Annotated in this window: 16 protein-coding genes; 12 read left to right on the forward strand and 4 right to left on the reverse strand. The window is 66.2% G+C overall.

Annotation, left to right across the window (positions count from 1 at the left end):
- Positions 1-829 precede the first annotated feature (829 nt).
- Entirely contained in the window at positions 830-946 is a 117-nt protein-coding gene (locus QZX79_RS18575; protein ID WP_366484852.1) for a DUF1905 domain-containing protein, read from the forward strand.
- A gap of 488 nt (positions 947-1434) precedes the next feature.
- Complete coding sequence (locus QZX79_RS09170; protein WP_294567752.1) at positions 1435-1764, forward strand: hypothetical protein; 330 nt, start codon at positions 1435-1437, stop codon at positions 1762-1764.
- 386 nt (positions 1765-2150) lie between these two features.
- Here the strand turns inward: QZX79_RS09170 and QZX79_RS09175 are convergent, their stop codons facing one another.
- The gene (locus QZX79_RS09175) at positions 2151-2936 is read right to left on the reverse strand and encodes a DeoR/GlpR family DNA-binding transcription regulator (RefSeq protein WP_294567754.1); all 786 of its coding nucleotides are present in this window, start codon (positions 2934-2936) and stop codon (positions 2151-2153) included.
- 162 nt (positions 2937-3098) lie between these two features.
- On the opposite strand from QZX79_RS09175, the gene QZX79_RS09180 reads away from it, so the two are divergent.
- The 8 genes from QZX79_RS09180 to QZX79_RS09215 all read left to right on the forward strand — a co-directional run bounded on the left by QZX79_RS09180 (position 3099) and on the right by QZX79_RS09215 (position 11657).
- A complete protein-coding gene (locus tag QZX79_RS09180; protein WP_294567756.1) occupies positions 3099-4166 on the forward strand; it encodes a sugar ABC transporter substrate-binding protein in 1068 nt (355 codons plus the stop codon).
- Between the two features lie 53 nt (positions 4167-4219).
- On the forward strand, positions 4220-5038 hold the full coding sequence (locus tag QZX79_RS09185) for an ATP-binding cassette domain-containing protein (protein ID WP_294567758.1): 819 nt from the start codon (positions 4220-4222) through the stop codon (positions 5036-5038).
- Positions 5035-6291 carry a sugar ABC transporter permease gene (locus QZX79_RS09190; RefSeq protein WP_294567760.1) on the forward strand — a complete coding sequence of 419 codons (1257 nt, stop codon included), beginning with the start codon at positions 5035-5037 and terminating at the stop codon, positions 6289-6291. The genes QZX79_RS09185 and QZX79_RS09190 overlap by 4 nt, the downstream gene beginning before the upstream one ends.
- 45 nt (positions 6292-6336) lie before the next feature.
- Complete coding sequence (locus tag QZX79_RS09195; RefSeq protein ID WP_294567762.1) at positions 6337-7839, forward strand: FGGY-family carbohydrate kinase; 1503 nt, start codon at positions 6337-6339, stop codon at positions 7837-7839.
- A gap of 26 nt (positions 7840-7865) precedes the next feature.
- Positions 7866-9326, forward strand: coding sequence for an FGGY-family carbohydrate kinase (locus QZX79_RS09200; protein WP_294567764.1), 1461 nt, complete (start codon positions 7866-7868; stop codon positions 9324-9326).
- Positions 9323-9937, forward strand: coding sequence for a histidine phosphatase family protein (locus tag QZX79_RS09205; protein ID WP_294567766.1), 615 nt, complete (start codon positions 9323-9325; stop codon positions 9935-9937). The genes QZX79_RS09200 and QZX79_RS09205 overlap by 4 nt, the downstream gene beginning before the upstream one ends.
- 48 nt (positions 9938-9985) lie before the next feature.
- A complete protein-coding gene (locus tag QZX79_RS09210) occupies positions 9986-11041 on the forward strand; it encodes a 2-hydroxyacid dehydrogenase (protein WP_294567768.1) in 1056 nt (351 codons plus the stop codon).
- 367 nt (positions 11042-11408) lie between these two features.
- Positions 11409-11657: a DUF2630 family protein gene (locus QZX79_RS09215; RefSeq protein ID WP_294567770.1), complete on the forward strand. Its 249-nt coding sequence runs from the start codon at positions 11409-11411 to the stop codon at positions 11655-11657.
- A 466-nt stretch (positions 11658-12123) separates the two neighbouring features.
- Here the strand turns inward: QZX79_RS09215 and QZX79_RS09220 are convergent, their stop codons facing one another.
- Both QZX79_RS09220 and QZX79_RS09225 read right to left on the reverse strand, forming a co-directional pair.
- Positions 12124-13077 (reverse strand): SDR family NAD(P)-dependent oxidoreductase, encoded by a 954-nt coding sequence (locus QZX79_RS09220; RefSeq protein ID WP_294567772.1) that lies wholly within the window; start codon positions 13075-13077, stop codon positions 12124-12126.
- A gap of 5 nt (positions 13078-13082) precedes the next feature.
- Positions 13083-13895: an SDR family NAD(P)-dependent oxidoreductase gene (locus tag QZX79_RS09225; protein WP_294567774.1), complete on the reverse strand. Its 813-nt coding sequence runs from the start codon at positions 13893-13895 to the stop codon at positions 13083-13085.
- Positions 13896-13997: 102 nt separating this feature from the next.
- Here QZX79_RS09225 and QZX79_RS09230 point away from each other — a divergent pair, with 102 nt between their 5' ends.
- Positions 13998-14846 (forward strand): helix-turn-helix transcriptional regulator, encoded by an 849-nt coding sequence (locus QZX79_RS09230; protein WP_294567776.1) that lies wholly within the window; start codon positions 13998-14000, stop codon positions 14844-14846.
- 452 nt (positions 14847-15298) lie between these two features.
- On the opposite strand, the gene QZX79_RS09235 is transcribed toward QZX79_RS09230, so the two are convergent.
- The gene (locus tag QZX79_RS09235) at positions 15299-16672 is read right to left on the reverse strand and encodes an MFS transporter (protein ID WP_294567779.1); all 1374 of its coding nucleotides are present in this window, start codon (positions 16670-16672) and stop codon (positions 15299-15301) included.
- Positions 16673-16840: 168 nt separating this feature from the next.
- On the opposite strand from QZX79_RS09235, the gene QZX79_RS09240 reads away from it, so the two are divergent.
- Positions 16841-17218 (forward strand): MarR family winged helix-turn-helix transcriptional regulator, encoded by a 378-nt coding sequence (locus QZX79_RS09240; RefSeq protein ID WP_294567782.1) that lies wholly within the window; start codon positions 16841-16843, stop codon positions 17216-17218.
- The last annotated feature ends 981 nt before the right edge of the window (positions 17219-18199 follow it).

Genomic DNA, 18199 nt, shown 5'->3' on the forward strand with positions numbered 1-18199 from the left:
GTAGTGCCGGCATGCACCGCGCTAGCTGCCGGCGCATTCATCTTGCGCACCCAGCGCACGAGAAACTCCTGACGACGGACCATCAGCCGACCGCCATCCAATGGTGGCGGTCCGCTGCTATAACCTCATGCAGCCGCTAAACGAAGCTTCATCGTGACGTTGCATCACATTTTAAGCTCTCGTGGCCCCTACCGATCAGTTTGACCTCGTAAGGTTCGGGAAGTGGTCTGTGCCGCGTTCGACGACCTCGACGCCGCCCGCGGCTCCAGCAACGCGACTCGTCGAAATGATCGTGCATGGTGAGAACATTCGGCGGCCCCTGGAGCTCTCACGCTCCTACCGGGTGCGTCGATCGACGCGGCATTGCCCTTTCAACTCAAGACCGGCATTTCTATCGGCGGTGGAGGGGACGCGCTGCTGGATTTTGCCTGCGGGCTTCCGATATAGGGTTCGAGCACAGCTCTGGCTCCGAGGTCACAGGAAGCTCGTTGGCACTTTTCATGGCCATCTCGGGCCGCCCCGTCGATACGAAAGATTTCTCAGGTGAAGGTGCCGCAGCATTCTCTCGAAAGCTAGAACAAGCGCCTCAGTGAGCAGCGACCTCGCCTCGTACCGCCTTCCGCCAGGAGCCCGAGCATGACAGAGACCCCCAACTTCCCGGCCCTCGACATAACCTTCTCCGCGCCGCTCATTGCCGACACCAACAGCGGATGGCTGTGCGTCTAGATGCCGGGCTCGGCCGAGGCATTCGGCACCGGCGAAGCCGTCAAAGTCGAAGGGATTGTCGACGGCCACGACTACGCCACCTCCATGTTGCCCGTTGGCCTCCATGTTGCCCGTTTGCGGTGGCACCCACATGATGCCCATCCGGGCGGCCTTGCGAAAGACCCTCGGCAAGGGACTCGGAGACGTTGTACACGTGCACCTGTCCGTGCGCACCGCCTGAGCAGCCTTCTGTGTTCGATTGAGGATGGCTGCCGCCATCACGTTGGACCCGCCCGACAAACCGCCGCTGGGGATGGCAATGAGACACCCCCAAGCCTGGTGATAGTGGTCCGACTACTGCGGGCGTTGACCTTTGTTCCTCACGAGTGAACTTGTTATTGCTGTCGCGCTGCATGGGGACCACACGAGGGCATGTGACGGCGATATGACGATTCGGCCGCGAACCCGTGACGTCTGCGGCACGACCGCCCGCAGTAGGACCGTGGTACATGGAGGACGCGTTCTCCATGGGCCGTGGACACTGGTGCAGCCTCGTGCTTTGTCGATGGTGGCAGCGGCTGGGCGCTGCCGCCTGGCACTTGCCGAACCCCGGCTGCAGGCGGAAACTTGGCTACGGGTCCTGCCCGCCGGGCAGTGATCGACCCGGGTCCGGCCGGGTGAGGAGAGCAAAACTTCCAGGCCCTGCGGCTTGATATTAGGGAGATTTCGGTGTCGAACTTCACTGAGAAGCAGCCGGTCAGTGATCGTGAACCAGTGCGGGCGGATGAGATCGCTGCGGCGGTCACGGCAGGGGGTTTCCTTTACGACGACGGGGCGACGCAGACCTTTGATCAGAGCGGGGCAACGACCTACATCGACCAGGGGACGCCGACGTACGGTGAGTGGTACGTCGATGACGAGGGGCGGTTCTGTTCCTTTTGGCCGCCGAGCTACCGCGCATGTTATGAGCTGAGGTGGCTCGTCGAGGATGGGAAAGCCGTCGGCCTTGAGTTCATTGAGGCTAACGGGGGATCGACCTTCACCGGACGCTACTCCTAGCCGACGTTGGTTTTGAGGAGACTTCCGTAAGCCGTTCGGGGTCGGCCTACGCCCCGGGCGTGCCTGGGGTTTTCGCTGCTGCGTTGCGTCGGGCGCACCTCTGCGGAAACCGCCGGTGCAGCGCTTCGATGAGCGGCCCCGGCCGGAGACGGCTGTTGCACAGGTTTCAACCACGCCGCCCACGCATCACCAGGGCGCCGGCGAAGTGAGCTGTCCGCGGGAGTGCCCTTGGGGGATTGACGAGGTGGCCGCCGGTCCCGCAGCGGTGCGTGGGAAGGCTTTCTTCGACATCAGAGTGACCCGCCCAGACGAGCGTACGACATCGGTAGGTCGTCCCGGGAGCGGCGTTGTCCTGTTGGACGCTGGGTGGTGTGTCCGGTGGCGCGTTAGCGGGGAGCGAGATGGACCCGGCAGTGTTCCCGGAGTTGGGCGATCACTTCGGCGGGTACGTCATCGGTGAGGACGACGTCGGTGAAATCGCTGACCGGAACGTAGTGGTGCAGCGATGTCCGGCCAACTTTCGATCCGTCCATCATGAGGACCCGGCGCGCTCCGGCTTTGAGCATGGCCCGCTTCATGTGCACAACGTCCTGCTCCTGGTGGTAGGTCATGTGCGGGCCCATGGTGGAGGTGGATTGAAAGACCACGTCGACGGAGTAGGACGTCACTGACGAATCGCTTGGCAACCCGATGAAGGAATCGTGGGTCCGGCTGTATTGGCCCCCGATCACAATCAGTCGCACGTCGTCGTTCTCGCGGAATACCTCCAGGGCCTGGCGGTAGTTGGTCAGGACGGTCAGCGGGCCCTTGTCATTGAGGAGCCGGGCGAGGGCGAGCACGGTCGTCGAGTCATCGAGCAGGACGGACATGCCCGCTTCGACGAACGTGGCGGCAACCCGGGCGAGGGCCTGTTTCGCTCCGGGCTCGAGCTGCATCCGGATCTCGGAGCTCGCCTCGAAGACGGTCGAGGGAAGGGCGGAGACACCGCCGGAAACTTTCCGCAGGATGCCCCGGCGGGCCAGGTCATCGATGTCGCGGTGGATTGTCATGACGCTCACGCCGGTCAGCGAGGCCAGTTCGGCCGCGCTGGCGAATCCCGCGTCGAGAACATGCCCCACGAGCCGGCGCTGTCTCTCAATGCGTGGTTTCTTGGATAGCTCGTCTGTGCCCACTGGTGTGCCGCCTTACTGCGATTCGAGGCTCTCACCAGTCATCTTAGAGCCGTTGAAATAATTAACACGCTTCATGATAAATCTCACACTTTTAATGTTACGGTTCTCGGAAGCGTTCGAAGATGGCGCCTCCGAAGCAGCCAGACATGAAAGAGAATTCCAATGAAGAAGTTCTTGACCCGGGTTCCCCTTGTGCTCCTCGCCTCCGCCTCCCTCGCCCTCACTGCCTGTGGAGGGGGTGGATCCTCCGATGCGGGAGGGGACGGGGAGGCCCGAACCATCGCGTTCCTGATGCCCGATAACGCCTCCACCCGCTACGAACTGTTTGACCGGCCCCTGTTCGAGGCGAAAATGAGCGAGCTGTGCGCCGACTGCGAGGTGATCTACTCCAACGCCGACTCCAGCGCCTCCAAGCAGCAGGAGCAGGCCAACTCGGCCATCGCGCAGGGCGTGGACGCCATCGTCATCGACCCCGTCGATTCGGCGGCGGCAGCGACCATCGTGAACTCCGCCCAGGCCCAGGAGATCCCGGTCATCGCCTATGACCGTCCCATCCCGGACGTTCCCGCCGATTACTACGTTTCATTCGACAATGAAGCCATCGGAGCGCTCATCGGCCAGTCATTGGTGGACCACCTGACCGAGACCGGGGCCGAAGGCGGGCTCCTCCAGGTCAACGGATCACCCACCGATGCCGCAGCGGGGCTGATCAAAAAGGGCGTCCACACCTCCATCGATGAGGGAGACTTCGAGCTGCTCGCCGAGTTCGACACCCCGGGATGGGACCCCACGGAAGCCCAGAACTGGGTCAGCGGCCAGATCACGCGCTTCGGGGACGACATCGCCGGGGTCGTGGCAGCCAACGACGGGACGGGGGGCGGCTCCATCGCTGCCTTCAAGGCAGCAGGAGCCGAAGTGCCTCCGGTCACCGGAAACGACGCGGAACTCGCGGCACTCCAGCGCGTCCTCTCAGGGGATCAGTACAACACCATCTCCAAACCCATTAAGACCGTTGCCGAGGCCGCAGCCGAGACCGCCTACAAGTTTGCCAACGGGGAGACGCCCGAGGGTAAGGCAACGCTTTTCGACACGCCCTCGGAACTCTTCGAGCCCACCGTGGTCACCCTCGAAAACTTCAAGGAAGTCATCATCGACGGAGGCGTCGCCACGGTCGAGGAACTGTGCACCCCGGCCTACGCGGAGGCCTGTGCCTCCGCCGGCATCAGCTAGGCCCCTCGACCGGAACCTGTCCGTACCGCCCACCCCTTTCTAAACGAGGAAACATGTCATCCCACACAACGATGGCTCCAACGAAGGAAGCCATCCTGTCCCTGACAGGGATCAGCAAGTCATTCGGAGCCGTCGCCGCGCTCAAGGACATTGACCTGGAGGTGGCGCCCGGTGAAGTCGTCGCCGTCGTCGGTGACAACGGCGCGGGGAAGTCAACCCTGGTGAAGGTCCTCTCCGGAGTCCACTCCCCGGACGCCGGCAGCATCACGTTCGAGAGCAGGCCCGAAACCATTCCGACACCCATGGCGGCTTTGAACCTGGGCATCGCCACGGTGTTCCAGGACCTCGCCCTGTGCGACAACCTCAATGTCATCAACAACCTTTTCCTGGGGCGGGAACTGTCCAGGTACCGCCTCAACGAAGTGGAGATGGAGACCCGGTCCTGGGAGCTCCTGAAGCAGCTCTCCGCCAAAATCCCCTCGCTGCATACCCCCATCGCCTCCCTCTCCGGCGGGCAGCGGCAGACGGTCGCCATTGCCCGATCGCTCCTGGGCAATCCCAAGGTGATCATCCTTGACGAACCCACGGCCGCGCTCGGAGTCGCCCAGACAGCCGAAGTCCTCAACCTTGTGGAGAGGCTCCGGGAACGCGGGCTCGGCGTCATCATGATCAGCCACAACATGGCTGACGTCCAGGCGGTAGCGGACCGGGTCGCGGTGCTCCGGCTCGGAAAGAACAACGGCACCTTCCGGGTCGCCGATGTCACCACCGAAGAAGTAATCGCCGCCATCACCGGCGCCAGCGACAACGTCGTGTCCAGGCGTTCCGCCTCCCGCCTTCCGGCACCACCGACCCAGGAATCCGCCTCATGAAAACCACACAAGCCCCCAGCGCGCCGGTGCTGACGATCGACCGGCAGGATGAGCGGCTCCGCACCAGTTCGGGAATCAGGGGAGCCGTCGATTCCTTCCTTGACCGGGTGCGCTCCGGAGACCTGGGCGTCCTTCCCGTGATCGCGGGCCTTGCGATCATCTGGACGGTCCTGCAGATCCTGAATCCGAAGTTCCTCTCCAGCTCCAACCTTGTCAACCTCGCCATGGAATGCGCCGCCGTGGGCGTGATAGCCCTCGGCATCGTCTGTGTGCTCCTTCTAGGCCAGATCGACCTTTCCGTGGGGTCCGTCAGCGGCCTCTCGGCGGCCGTCGTGACGGTCACTTTCGTCAACCAGGGCTGGCCCGTGTGGCTTGCGGTGGGCGGCGCCGTCCTGATGGGGGTGGTGATCGGCTGGTTCTACGGGCAGGTCTTCAACCGGTTCGGCGTCCCGGCCTTTGTCATCACACTCGCCGGGCTGCTCGGCTTCCTCGGGCTGCAGCTCTACGTCCTCGGCCCCATCGGGTCCATCAACATCCCCTTCGATTCGCCGCTGGTGTATTTCGCGCAGTTGGCCTTCGTCCCCGCATGGCTCTCCTACATCCTCGTGGTGCTGGCCGCCGCCGCCTTGTTCCTCACCGACCTCCGCCATGCCCGGGCACGCCGGACGGCGGGACTCTCCAGCCGGCCCCTCCCGTCAATGGCGCTGCGGACTGCCGGCCTCCTGCTCGCCGCCGGCGCCATTGTCTGGTACCTGAACCAGGCCCGCGGCGTGGGCTGGATGTTCGTCTTCTTCCTCGCGCTCGTTCTGGCCCTGAACTACGCACTCACCCGGACCAAGTGGGGCCGTTCAATGTTCGCCGTCGGAGGCAACGCGGAAGCGGCCCGCCGGGCCGGCATCAATGTCAGGGCGGTCTACACCTCGGCGTTCGTCGCCTGCACCACCCTTGCCGCCGTCGGCGGCATCCTCGCGGCCTCCCGGCTGGCCGCAGCGAACCAGGGCAGCGGAGGCGGAGACGTGAACCTCAATGCCATCGCCGCCGCCGTGATCGGCGGCACCAGCCTCTTCGGCGGCCGGGGGAGTGCCTTCGCCGCGCTCCTGGGCATCATCGTCATCCAGTCCATCTCCAGCGGACTGACACTGCTGAGCCTTGATTCATCCTTCCGCTTCATGGTCACCGGGGCGGTCCTGCTCCTGGCCGTCACACTGGACTCAGTGTCGCGCCGTTCGCGTTCCTCCCATGGCAGGGCGTAGGACCGTGGCGCACCCCCGTACCGCCAGCTCAACGAGGAGATTCCCATGGCAGCCATCGCAGTAGACGCCGGAACAACCATGATCAAGGCCGTCGGCTACGACGACGCCGGAATCGAAACGGTCGTCGTCCGGCTTCCCACAGCCGTGGGCCACCCCCACCCGGGGTGGGCCGAGCAGGACATGGATTCGGTCTGGAACGCCGTCGCCGCAGGCATCCGCAGCGTCGCAACACAGCTGGAGGGGACGATCGACTTCCTGGCCATCACCGGCCAGGGCGACGGCAGCTGGCTCGTGGACTCCGACGGCAACCCCACCGGGCCCGCGGTCCTGTGGAATGATGGGCGGGCCGGCGCGATTGTGGAGCAGTGGCGCGGCGAGGGCATCCTCGATGAAACCTTCGCCACCAATGGATCGCTGACCTTCGCCGGACTTCCCAATGCCATTCTGGCGTGGTTCTCACAGCACGATCCGCAGCGGCTCAGGTCCTCGGCGGCCTCGCTCACCTGCGACGGCTACCTGTTCCTAAAGCTCACCGGGGTGGCGGCGGTCGACGGTTCCGACGGCGCCGCGCCGTTCCTGGACATTCGAAGCAAGGAATACGCTCCCGGACTGTTCGCCGCATACGACCTGGCCTGGGCGCGGGATCTGATGCCCGATGTCCTCGCCGATTCCGACCGGACGCGCCCGTTGGCTCCGGCCGCCGCGAGCGAGGTTGGCCTGCCGGCCGGAACGCCGGTGGTCATGTCCTCCTATGACATCGCCTCCACCTCCATCGGTGCCGGAGCAGTCCTTCCAGGTCAGGCCTGCAGCATCCTCGGGACCACCCTGTGCACCGAGGTCGTCATCGACCGGATCGACACCACCGGCGCCCCCGCCGGGTTGACAGTCGCCCTGGGCATCGACGGACGCTACCTGCGCGCCCTGCCGACTCTGGCCGGCGGTGAGGTCATTCAGTGGGCCTGCGCCATGCTGAACTGCGCCACGCCCGCCGAATTCACCGAACTCGCCGCCCGCAGCGCCCCGGGCGCCGAGGGACTGATCTTCCTTCCGTACCTTTCACCCGCAGGAGAACGTGCGCCCTTCCTCGACCCGCAGGCGCGGGGCAGCTTCCTTGGCCTCTCCCTCGCGCACGGGCGCGCCGAACTCGCCCGGGCTGTCCTCGAGGGACTTACCTTCGTCATCCGCGACTGCCTTGAGGCCGCGGGGCCGGCGCCGACGGAACTGCGGGTGTGCGGCGGGGGAGCCGATAACGCCATGTGGCTCGGCCTGATCGCCACCATGACCGGCATTCCGGTCCGAAGGCTCGCCGACGCCGAGGTGGGGGCGCGCGGAGCGTTCCTTGTCGGACTTGCAGCGACGGGCGGAGCCGCCTCCGTGGAGGAGGCCGTTGCAGCCCATGTGCGCATCGATGCCAGCCACGAACCGTCCGCGGCCGACAGCGGTTTCTACGACCGCCTGTACACCGACTTCCTCACCCTGCGCGAGGACGCACGCCGGTCCTGGCCGGTGCTGGCCCGCCTGCGGGCCGACAGCCGGGTATCGCTGTGAACCCCGGGGAGGGCGCGGCCGCATGGATGGGAATCGACCTCGGCACGCAAAGCGTCCGCGTCCTTCTTGTCGATGACTCCGGCACCACGCTGGGCTCGGCCACAGCGCCCCTGACGAGCATCCGGAAGGGAAACCGGCACGAACAGGACCCCGAACAGTGGTGGGGCGCCGTCGTCGCCGCCTCGCGTGAAGCCCTCGCCGGGGTCCCGGGCGTCCCGGTCCGCGGCGTGGCCGTGGACGGAACCTCGGGAACGATCCTCCTTGCGGACGGGCACGGAAACCCGCTGACGCCGGGGCTGATGTACGACGACGGCCGCGCCCACCTGGAAGCGGACCGGGTCAACGACACCGGCGGGCCGACCTGGGCAGCGCTCGGGTATCAGCGGATGCAGCCCTCCTGGGCGCTGCCCAAGCTCGTCTGGCTGCAGGCCCACCACGCGGCCCTGGTGAAGGCGCCCGGCACGCAGCTCATGCACCAGGCCGACTTCATCAACCGGCGGCTGGCCGGCCACAACATTCCGACCGACCTCAGCAACGCGTTGAAAACCGGCGTCCACCTCATGGAGGAATCGTGGCCCGAGGGGCTGTTGGATACCCTCGGCGTTCCACAGTCCGTCCTTCCGCCCCTGGTCCGCTCCGGTACGGTCATCGCCGGCGTCGGCGGCGACGCGGCGGTGCAGGCAGGGATTCCCGCGGGCACACCCGTCATCTCAGGTGCCACGGACGGGTGCGCCGCCCAGATCGGCGCCGGTGCCCTGAGCACCGGGGACTGGAACTCGGTGGTCGGTACGACGCTGATACTGAAGGGCGTCTCCGATACGCTCCTGCAGGACCCGCTGGGGGTCGTGTACTCCCACAAGGGCCCCGACGGACGGTGGCTGCCGGGCGGAGCCTCCAGTTCCGGTGCCGGGCTCATTGCCAGGGATCTCGCGGGGAGGGACCTCGCGGCCCTCGAAGAGGCTGCCCGCACGGTCAGCCCCGGCTCCGTGGTCACCTACCCGCTGGTCTCGCCGGGCGAACGCTTTCCCTTCGCGGCGCCCGACGCCCGGGAGTTCACCCTCGGCGTGCCCGGAAGCGACGCCGAACGGTACGCCGCCATCCTGCAGGGCCTGGCGTATATCGAGAGGCTCTGCTTTGACTACCTCGCTTCCCTTGGAGCCTCCACCTCCGGAAGGCTGACCTTCACCGGCGGCGCCACCAAAAGCCGCTACTGGTCCCAGCTGAGGGCCGACGTCCTGGGCCGGGCGGTCGAGCTGCCGGGCAATTCCGAACCGGCGCTCGGCATGGCCGTCCTCGCCGCCGCCGCCGTCTCCGGCAGGTCGGCCGCGGAGGCCGCCGCAGGGATGGTGCGGATCCGGGACACGATCAGCCCGCGGCCCGAGTATGCAGACCGTTTCGGCCCCGGGTACCTGATGTTCGTGAGCGGGCTCGAAGAGCGCGGATGGCTCAATCCACACACCGCCGCCTACGCACGGAGTAACCTATGACCACCTTTATCCTGACCCGCCACGGCGAAACGATCTGGCACGCCGAGAACCGGTATGCCGGCCGCAGCGATATCCCCCTCACCCCCAAGGGCGAGCAGCAGGGCGCGGGCCTGGCCCGGTGGGCGGCCGGCGCAGGCCTTACCGGCATCTGGTCCTCGACCCTGGGACGGGCGGCCCAGACCGCGCGGGGGTCCGCGGAGGCGACCGGCCTGGAGCTGCACCTGGACCCGCGTCTGGTTGAGCTCGACTTCGGCCAGGGTGAGGGCCTCACCGCCGCCGAGATGCACCGGCAGTTCCCCGACGCGCTTGCAGCCTTCCGCGAGGATCCGGTGGCCTCTCATCTCCCCGGAGGCGAGGACCCGGTGCTCGCCATCCAGCGCTACCACCAGGTGCTGCAGGCGATCAGCGAGGAGGACCCCGACGGGCGGGTCCTCCTCGTCGCTCACTCAACGATGATCCGGCTGGTCCTCTGCAGCTACCTAAGTCTGCCCCTGGCCGCCTACCGCCGCGTGTTCCCCGTCCTTGGCAACTGCTCGTTGACCGAGCTGCGGACCGGCGGCGACGGCGCGGCCCTCCTCCGATACAACGCGCCGGCGCTCCCGGCGTCGTAGGGAAAGTCCGCTCCGGCCGTCCCCCTCCATCTTCCGAAGGAACACGCAATGACAATCCGCATCCTCGCCGCCGGCGACCACTTCGTCCAGAACTCCCTGCTGATCGACGCCATCGAACGCCAGAACCCGGGCGCGGCGTCCTTCTCCGAACTGACACTGCCCTGGCCCGTGACCCCCTTCGGCAGGGTCGCCGAGGTGGACGAGGCCTCCGGCACCGAGGAAGAGCTTATCGAGGCCCTCCAGGGCGTTGCGGTCTGCGCAACGCAGATGGCTCCGCTCACCGAAACCGTCCTGTCGCAGTGCCCTGACCTGTTGCTGTTCAGCATTGGACGTGGAGGGCCCGTCAATGCCAATGTCGAGGCGGCAACCAGGCACGGCGTCGCGGTGACCTATGCTCCGGGACGGAATTCGACCGCCACCGCCGAGCACACTGTGGCGATGATGCTCGCCGCGGCCCGGCGCATCCCGGCGACCCACTCCGACCTGCTCGGAGGCCAGTGGCGGGGCGATTACTACATGTACGACAGCGTCGGACCCGAACTGGACGGCAGCACCGTCGGACTGGTGGGATACGGTGCCATCGGACGCAAGGTCGCCCGGATCCTCACCGGTTTCGGCGCGCGGGTCCTCGTGCACGACCCGTACGTCACCCAGGAGGTCCTTGGTGACTCGGCGCGGTTGGTCGGGTTGCCGGAACTGCTTGGCAGCTCACGCATTGTGTCCCTGCACGCCAGGGTTACTGCAGAAACCACCGGCATGATCGGGGCGGAGGAGATAGCAGCCATGCCACGGGGGTCGATCCTCGTGAACTGCGCACGGGGTGCCCTGCTCGACTATGAGGCGGCGTTGGACGGGCTGGAATCGGGCCGGCTTTTCGGAGCGGCGTTCGATGTCTTTCCCGAGGAGCCGATTCCGTCGGATTCGCGGCTGCTCACCACGCCCGGAGTGGTGATGACCCCGCACCTCGCCGGGTCGAGCAGGGAGACGGCCCACAACGCCGCGTCCATTATCGCCGGTGAGATCGGGCGCCATCTGCGGGGAGAGCCTCTCAAATACTGCGCCAACCCCGACGTTTTCGCCACCGGACATCGGATCACCCGCTGACCGGACCGGGCCGGGGCATTGTGCGCCAGGGGTGTTTTATTGGGAGGACAGGGCCCGTCGTGTGCTGCCGGTTGCGGACAGGAACCGGCGTGGGACCTTGAGCCGAATACGGCGCGCGGACCGGCCCGGGGGTCTTACCGGCCGATGACCGGTCCTGCACGTTGCACCCGGTGATCTGCATCCTCGGGGGAGCGTGCTCAACCAGGACGGTTCCCCCGCAAAAAGGCCTCGATCGGGTAGGCCGCGATCAACGCTGGACGCGCTCGGACGGGCACGCAGACTTAGTTCAACCCGTATCGTCCGGCTTATGGTTTAGCGTTTTCCCGGCGCGTAAGCTGTCGCTAACTCAGCTAGCGAAAGGGAAGTCATGGACGACTCGAACGTTTTCACTGAAATTGGAAAATTGGTCGAAGAAGAGCATGATCTGAGGTCGGGCGCTGACGATATCGGGCCATCAGCTAGATCGGACACAGCCTCTAAGTTGAAGCGTATTGAGCAGGACCTTGACCGGTGCTGGGACCTTCTTCGACAGCGGCGTGCACGGCGCGAATTCGGCCAGAACCCGAAGGAGGCGCAGGTTCGTCCCGCAGGGCAGGTCCAGGGCTACAAACAGTAACACCGCCCCCGCTGGCCATGGTGCCGTCCCCCAGGCGGAGCGGGTATCGGCCACCCCAAGGAGCCGACCGGGTCAGCACGGACGACGCTGAACCTGGACCCATCCGGCCGGTGGCAACCGGTGCTACGAGCCGGTGGGGCGGGGGAGCGGCGTTGGGCCCGACGGTACTGGGCGAGCTCTGCCCGTTGGATCGGCGCGGGCGTCACCAGGTGCCCTGGAAGGGCGCTGCGGAGGCGGTGGCATGCACCGGGCAGAGCTCGCCGGAGGCGGTGGCATGCACCGGGCCGCGCCCCGGCGGGGGAGCGGGCGGCGGGAACGAACAGTGCGGGGCCGGCTTCATGCCCGAATTACAGCGCCTTGGACTGCCGGGTCAGCGGAGATTCGTATCGGCGGGACGTTTCCTCCCTGGCTCCCGAGCGCCGAGCCCGGCCGCCGCAGTACCGGGGCCCGCGCCGGAGGAATACGTTTAGGCCGGGTGCACCTTGTTGATCAGGTCCAGGGATATTTCCCACAGGCGTTCGGCTGCTGCCGGGTCCAGCGCGTAGTCCCTCACCCCGTGCACACCGTTGATGATCTGCGGAACGACGTCCGCTTCACGGCAGTCTTCAAAGTACCGCCCGCCGATCCCATCCAGCAGGGATGACGTTGCGGCGAAAACGGACGTGGCCGCGCCCTGTGCCGGAGTCTTGACCAGCAGACCCGACGCTGCGGCGGCGGCCTGCGCCGCGGCTTTGGCCCCGGGCGCCCAGTGCCGTTGCAGGTTGGTCCAGATACCTCCTGGCATGACGGCGTTGACGGTGATGCCGTCTGCGGCCCAGCGCCGGGAGGCTTCGACGGCAAAGAGCACATTGGCGGTCTTGGACTGCCCGTAGGCCTGCCCCGGATCATACGGCCGCCGTTTGAAGAAGAGATCGTCGAAGACCACCTCGGAATTCCCGTGCCCACTCGAACTGACCGAGACGATGCGCGCTGTCCGTGCTGCGGCAAGTGCGGGACGCAGGCCCACGGCGAGGGCGAAGTGGCCAAGATGGTTGGTGGCGAACTGCAGTTCCCACCCCTGCTCCGTATAGGTCTCGGGAGTCATCATGATGCCCGCATTGTTGACCAACAGGTGCAATGGCCCGTTCCATGCGGCGGCAAACCGGTCCACCGAGGTCGGGTCCGCAAGATCCAGCGCGGCGGCCCGCGCCCGGGTGTTTCCGGTGCTGTCGATAATCGCCTGCGCGGTGAGGTGCCCGGCGCCGGGGTTGCGCACGGCCAGGGTGACAGCGGCCCCGGCGTGGGCCAGGGCGCGGGCCGTTTCCACGCCGATGCCCGATGACGCTCCGGTCACCACCGCGGTGGTGCCCGTCAGGTCGACATCCCGGACGACGTCAAGGGCGGTGCTTCGCGCAGTGAAGGCCGGGTCGTGAAGTCTCACGGGGATCAGCCCAGCCTGGTGAAGGAGATTCCACCGTCGATGCTCAGGGTGCTTCCGTGCATCATGCCCGCCTCGTCCGAGGCGAGGAAAACGGCGCCGTAGGCGATGTCGTCGGGGCGGACCACGGCGCCGGCAGGGGTGCCTGCCGTGATGGCGTCGAGAATCTCCCGTGACGCCTCATTGCCCGGGGTGAGGGTGGCACCCGGTGCCAGAGTGTTGACCCGCACACCGCTGGGGCCGAATTCGGCTGCCCAGGCCCTCGTGAGCTGCTCCAGGGCGGCCTTGGTCGCGGTGTACATTCCGGCATAGGGGGTGCCGACCCCTGCCATCCAGGAGCCGACGTTGATGACCGACCCACCGCCGCGGGCGGCCATGCCGGGCAGGATCGAACCGGCCAGCACGTGCGGTGCGCGCACGTTCACCGCGAGCATCGCGTCGAGGTCGGCATCCTCGAGTCCTGCCGTGCTGGTGGCTGGGTAGATGCCCGCATTATTGACAAGAATGTCCACGCGGTCCTCGAGGAGGGCCTCGGCGTCTGCGGCGAACCGGCGGATCTGGTCGTAGCTTCCGGCCAGATCAACGGCCAGGAAGTCCGAGCGTCCGCCGGCGTCCCGGATCAAGCGGACCACGGTGTCTCCCCGGGCCGTGTCCCTGCCGCTGACCAGGACGTGCGCCCCTTCTGCTGCAAGCGCCCGGGCGATGGCCTCACCGATTCCGCTGGTGGAACCGGTGACGACGGCGCGCTTGCCTTCAAGACGGCCAAGCGATGCGCGGGATGGGGACAGGGTGGACACAGCGGGCGGAGCAGAAGGGGTCATGGTTCAGTTTTACGGGGCCATGGCTGCGCCAACAAGGGCCCTGCCCAGCCGGGGCACGGCAGGACCAGCCTCGGGCGGAGCCGACCTTCTACCATGGGGGACATGACCGCAGACAGAAGCCAGCTCGGGGCGTTCCTGCGTTCCCGGCGCGACCAGTTGACGCCCGGCCAGGCGGGCATGCAGGCCTTCCCAGGTCCCCGGCGCGTGCCGGGGCTGCGGAAGGAGGAGCTGGCGGTCCTGGCAGGGGTGAGCCCTGACTACTATGGCCGGCTGGAACAGGGACGGCAGGCCAATATTTCGCGTTCGGTGCTGGAGGCCCTTGCCCGGGCCCTGCGCCTGACGGATACGGAACGGGACCATCTTTTCGACCTGGCGGGCCCGCCGGACCGGCCGGGAAGGTCGCCCGCGTCGGTGCAGCAGGCCGATCCGGGGCTGCTGCGCCTGATGGGCTCCCTCGATCACCTTCCGGCGCTGATTTTGGGCCAGCGTTCCGATGTACTGGCAACGAACAGGCTGTTCACCATCGTGGTGCGCGATCTGGAGCCGTTCTCCTCCTTCGGGAGATTCCTGTTCCTTGATCCGCTCGCACGCCAGCGGATCATTAATTGGGAACATTTCGCTGCCGCGTCCATTGCGGCGCTGCGGCGCGAATCCGGACGCCGGCCACACGACACGCGGCTGAAAGCCCTCATCGATGAACTGCGCAGCAAGGACGAGGACGCCGCCCGTTGGTGGGATGACCACACGGTGCAGGACTATGCCTCGGTCGCCAAGCAGATCAGGCATCCGCTGGCCGGTGAACTGTCCTTCGACCTTGAAATGGTCACTCCTCCGCTCGACCCGGACCAGCGCCTTATCGTCTACACGGTTCAGCCCGGGTCGGAAACGGCGCAGAAGATCCCGTTCCTCGCAAGCTGGAACGCGCAGGACACGGTCAAGCCGCTGACTTGAGCAGCCGCCCCGTCGGGCCCTGCGCGCCCTCGTCGGAGCGGCCCATTCGATCCACCGACAGGATTTCCGACACGGCGCGTTTCGCGAAAAGATCCCTCAGGCCCGATGAAAACCAACGGTGCGCAGAAGGCGTACCGGTGGGCCATAGGCAAAGGCCAGGGTCGGGGATACCGGCTGACATCCGACGCATCGCATCTTCAGCAAGCCGTGGACCGGTAGCCGCCGGCCGGTGAACCTCGACGTGGGTGCATTCAGCAGTGTGCCCGGAATGCAGGCGACCTGAGACGGGCTGCCGCCGGCCCAAAAACCCCGCGGCCTTGGGCCAGCAGGCGCATGTCACCCTCGGTCACCGTTCTGCGCCAGGAGGACGCTGCGGTGCTGCAGCGACCTTGGGGAGCGCGCGCGGTGGCCTGGAACGGGAATACCCGTTGCCGCGCCGTAAACCGCCTGGCTCAGCTTGCCGGCACGGGATTCTTGCGGCGGGCCGGCGCACCGGCAACAAGCAGGGCCGCCATGGCCACGCCCGCGCTGAGGATCATCCCGGGCCGGTACTGTTCGAGCATGGCCTGGGCGTCGGCGGCTCCGGCCGGCGGGCCGCTGTGACTGCTGACCAGGGCCGTGGCGACGGCCAGCACCAAAGCGGCCCCCACCTGTGTGCTTGTCTGGATGAGCCCGGCGGCCAGGCCTTGTTCCGTATTCCGGATGCCCGCTGTGGCCTGCACATTGATGGAGGGGAAGGCAAGGGCGAAACCGACTCCGAGCAGGAGGACTGATGGCAGGATGTCGGTGACGTAATTCGGGGTGGTGCCTACGCGCAGGAACAGGAGGTAGCCGAGCGTCAGGGAGGCCAGGCCTGTCAGGATCAGGCGCTGGGTTCCGAATTTATTGATCAACCGGTCTGCGAAGGGAGCGCTGGATGCCACCAGCAGGCCTGTGGGGAGCAGGGCCAGCGCCATGTTCAACGGAGTCCATCCCAGCACCGACTGGAGGTAGAGCGTCAGGATGAACTGAAAGCTCAGGTATGAGCCGAACAGTCCGACGGCGCTGAGGTTGGCACGGGCGACCGCACCTTCTTTGAGGATGCCGAACCTGATCAGGGGGTGTGGGACGCGCTTTTCGATCAGTGCGAAGGTGATCAGCACTGCCGCGGAGGCCGCGAACCCGATGATGGTCGCCGCTGACCCCCATCCCGCTCCCGGTGCCGCGACGAGGGTGTACACCAGCCCGAGCATGCCGGCTGCGAGGGTGAGAGCACCCCAGAGGTCGTGGCCGCTTTCCTGGTCCCTGCTCTCGGCAGTGTCCCGGGGAACATATTTCAGGCCCAGGAGGACAATGGCGACCGCGACGGGAACGGACACGAGGAAGGTGAAGCGCCAGCTGAGGGAGGTCATGAGGCCTCCAACGACCAGCCCGAGTGAGAACCCGCTGGCGCCGAAGGTGGTGAAGATCGACACGGCGCGGTTCCTCTCCCGGCCCTCGGCGAAGTTGGTCGTGATGATCGAGAAGGCCGCCGGAGCCGTGAATGCTGCGGCCAGTCCCTTGATGAACCGGGTGGCGATAAGCAGAGCCGGGTCATCGACCAGACCGCCGAGTAGGGAAGCGGCCGCGAAGACGCTCAGGGCGATGAGGAAGATCCGGCGGCGGCCCAGCAGGTCGGCCATCCGCCCGCCGAGCAGAAGCAGGCTGCCGTATCCGAGCACGTAGGCGGAAACGATCCACTGCAGGGATTCGGTCCCGAGCCCCAGTTCCGCTCCGATCGAGGGCAGTGCCACGCCGACCATCGAGACGTCCAGGGCGTCCAGGGCCAGGGCTGTGCACAAGACCATCAGCAGCATCCATTGGGCGCGGTTCCAGGGAACGGAAGGACTGCGCTGATCAGTCGGTCGGTTTGGGGTGGAGAGCGTCGTCATCACCCGAGGTTACATGATGCGTCATATGATTCCTAGGAATCTTATGACGTGGACTCAATTGTTTCTTTCCGTTACAGTTGCCCTATGGCAACCCCGCAGGACAGCCAGCTGGTCGAGCAGTGGCGCAGCATCCAGGGCACTTACTTCCGCACCGCTGCTGCTCTCGACCGGGCGCTCGAGGCGCAGTTCGGGATCGGGCTGACGGAGTTCGAGATTCTGGACCTGGTGGCGGAGCATCCGGACAACGCGTGCAGGATGAAGCAGCTCGGTGAACGCACGCCCCTCACACAGAGTGCGCTGTCGAAGGTGGTGGACCGGCTGGACCGGGCCGGACTGATCTCCCGCCGTTCGTGCGAGGATGACCGGCGTTCTCTCTATTTGCAGCTCACCGGCGCAGGCCAGGCGCTTCATGACCAGGCGGCCATTAGACATCGGGCGCTGCTGAAGGAGAATCTTCCCTAAGCGCCGTCAGAATCGGATGGAGGCAGTACAGTACGCCTTCCATGACGGTTCTGTTTCTGCGGTGAGGGTGCCACCAGCGCCGCCGGATGGGCCCCAACTCAGGCAAGAGCCCCACGGCTGATTGCGCGGGCATGCCCGACACGGGGCCGGATTTCGGATCCACGCCATGGACGAGGCAAGCCGGGTCATTGCCGGGGCCCAGGCCGGCCAGACCCACCGGGTGATCCGCCCGGGAACTCCGTGCCCCTGTCAATCACGCCCGAACATGATGCCACCTGACCCGTGGACCAACCGCGGCAGCGCCCTGACAGCGCCGCCTGCAGCCATGTCAACACAAGTTGACATAACGTCGGTTATCGGCGAAGTGAAAGAGTGATTCCAATGCTCGGGGATGACCCCGTGGGCGGCGGATGCCGATTCTCAGGGGCGTCGCTGCCCGGTTCCGGTCCCTGACGCAGCGCGCCGGCCTCCCGTCCAGCACTTCTCGCCCGCAGACATTGTCTAATTGGTCAATATCTGGCCGGGGCGCGGTGTTCGACAGGGTTTTCCAGCGGGGTCGATGAGTTAATTTTTCTGCGGAAATTAAGGATTCTTGGAGTTTTCCAACGGGCAAACAGTTTAAGATTAATCTTTTCCGTATCCCCGCGGGAAGGGCTTTTCGTCGGTGGCGTGGGGGTCGGAGGAGTTCCGCACGTCGCGCGGGAACCCGGGCGCGGACGGGCCTTCGCATGTTTTTGATCAACCCCTGCGGGCAGCGCCGGCGCGGGCGGCTGCAGCGGCATGGAAGCCTGCTTTTCCGGGGAGATCGGCTTTCGAACAGTTAATCGGCTGCTGTGTGCACCTTCACCCGTCTGCAGATCGCAATAGGGTGATTTTTACCGGCATGACGGACGCGGGGAATAAGTTCTCTAAGGGCACGGTTGAGTCTGTCGAGTCGAGCGGTTCATTTTCGAGAAGTTCGCAGCTAATGCGGTTCCATTT

The organism is uncultured Arthrobacter sp. (assembly GCF_902805515.1).
Lineage (GTDB): Bacteria > Actinomycetota > Actinomycetes > Actinomycetales > Micrococcaceae > Arthrobacter_D.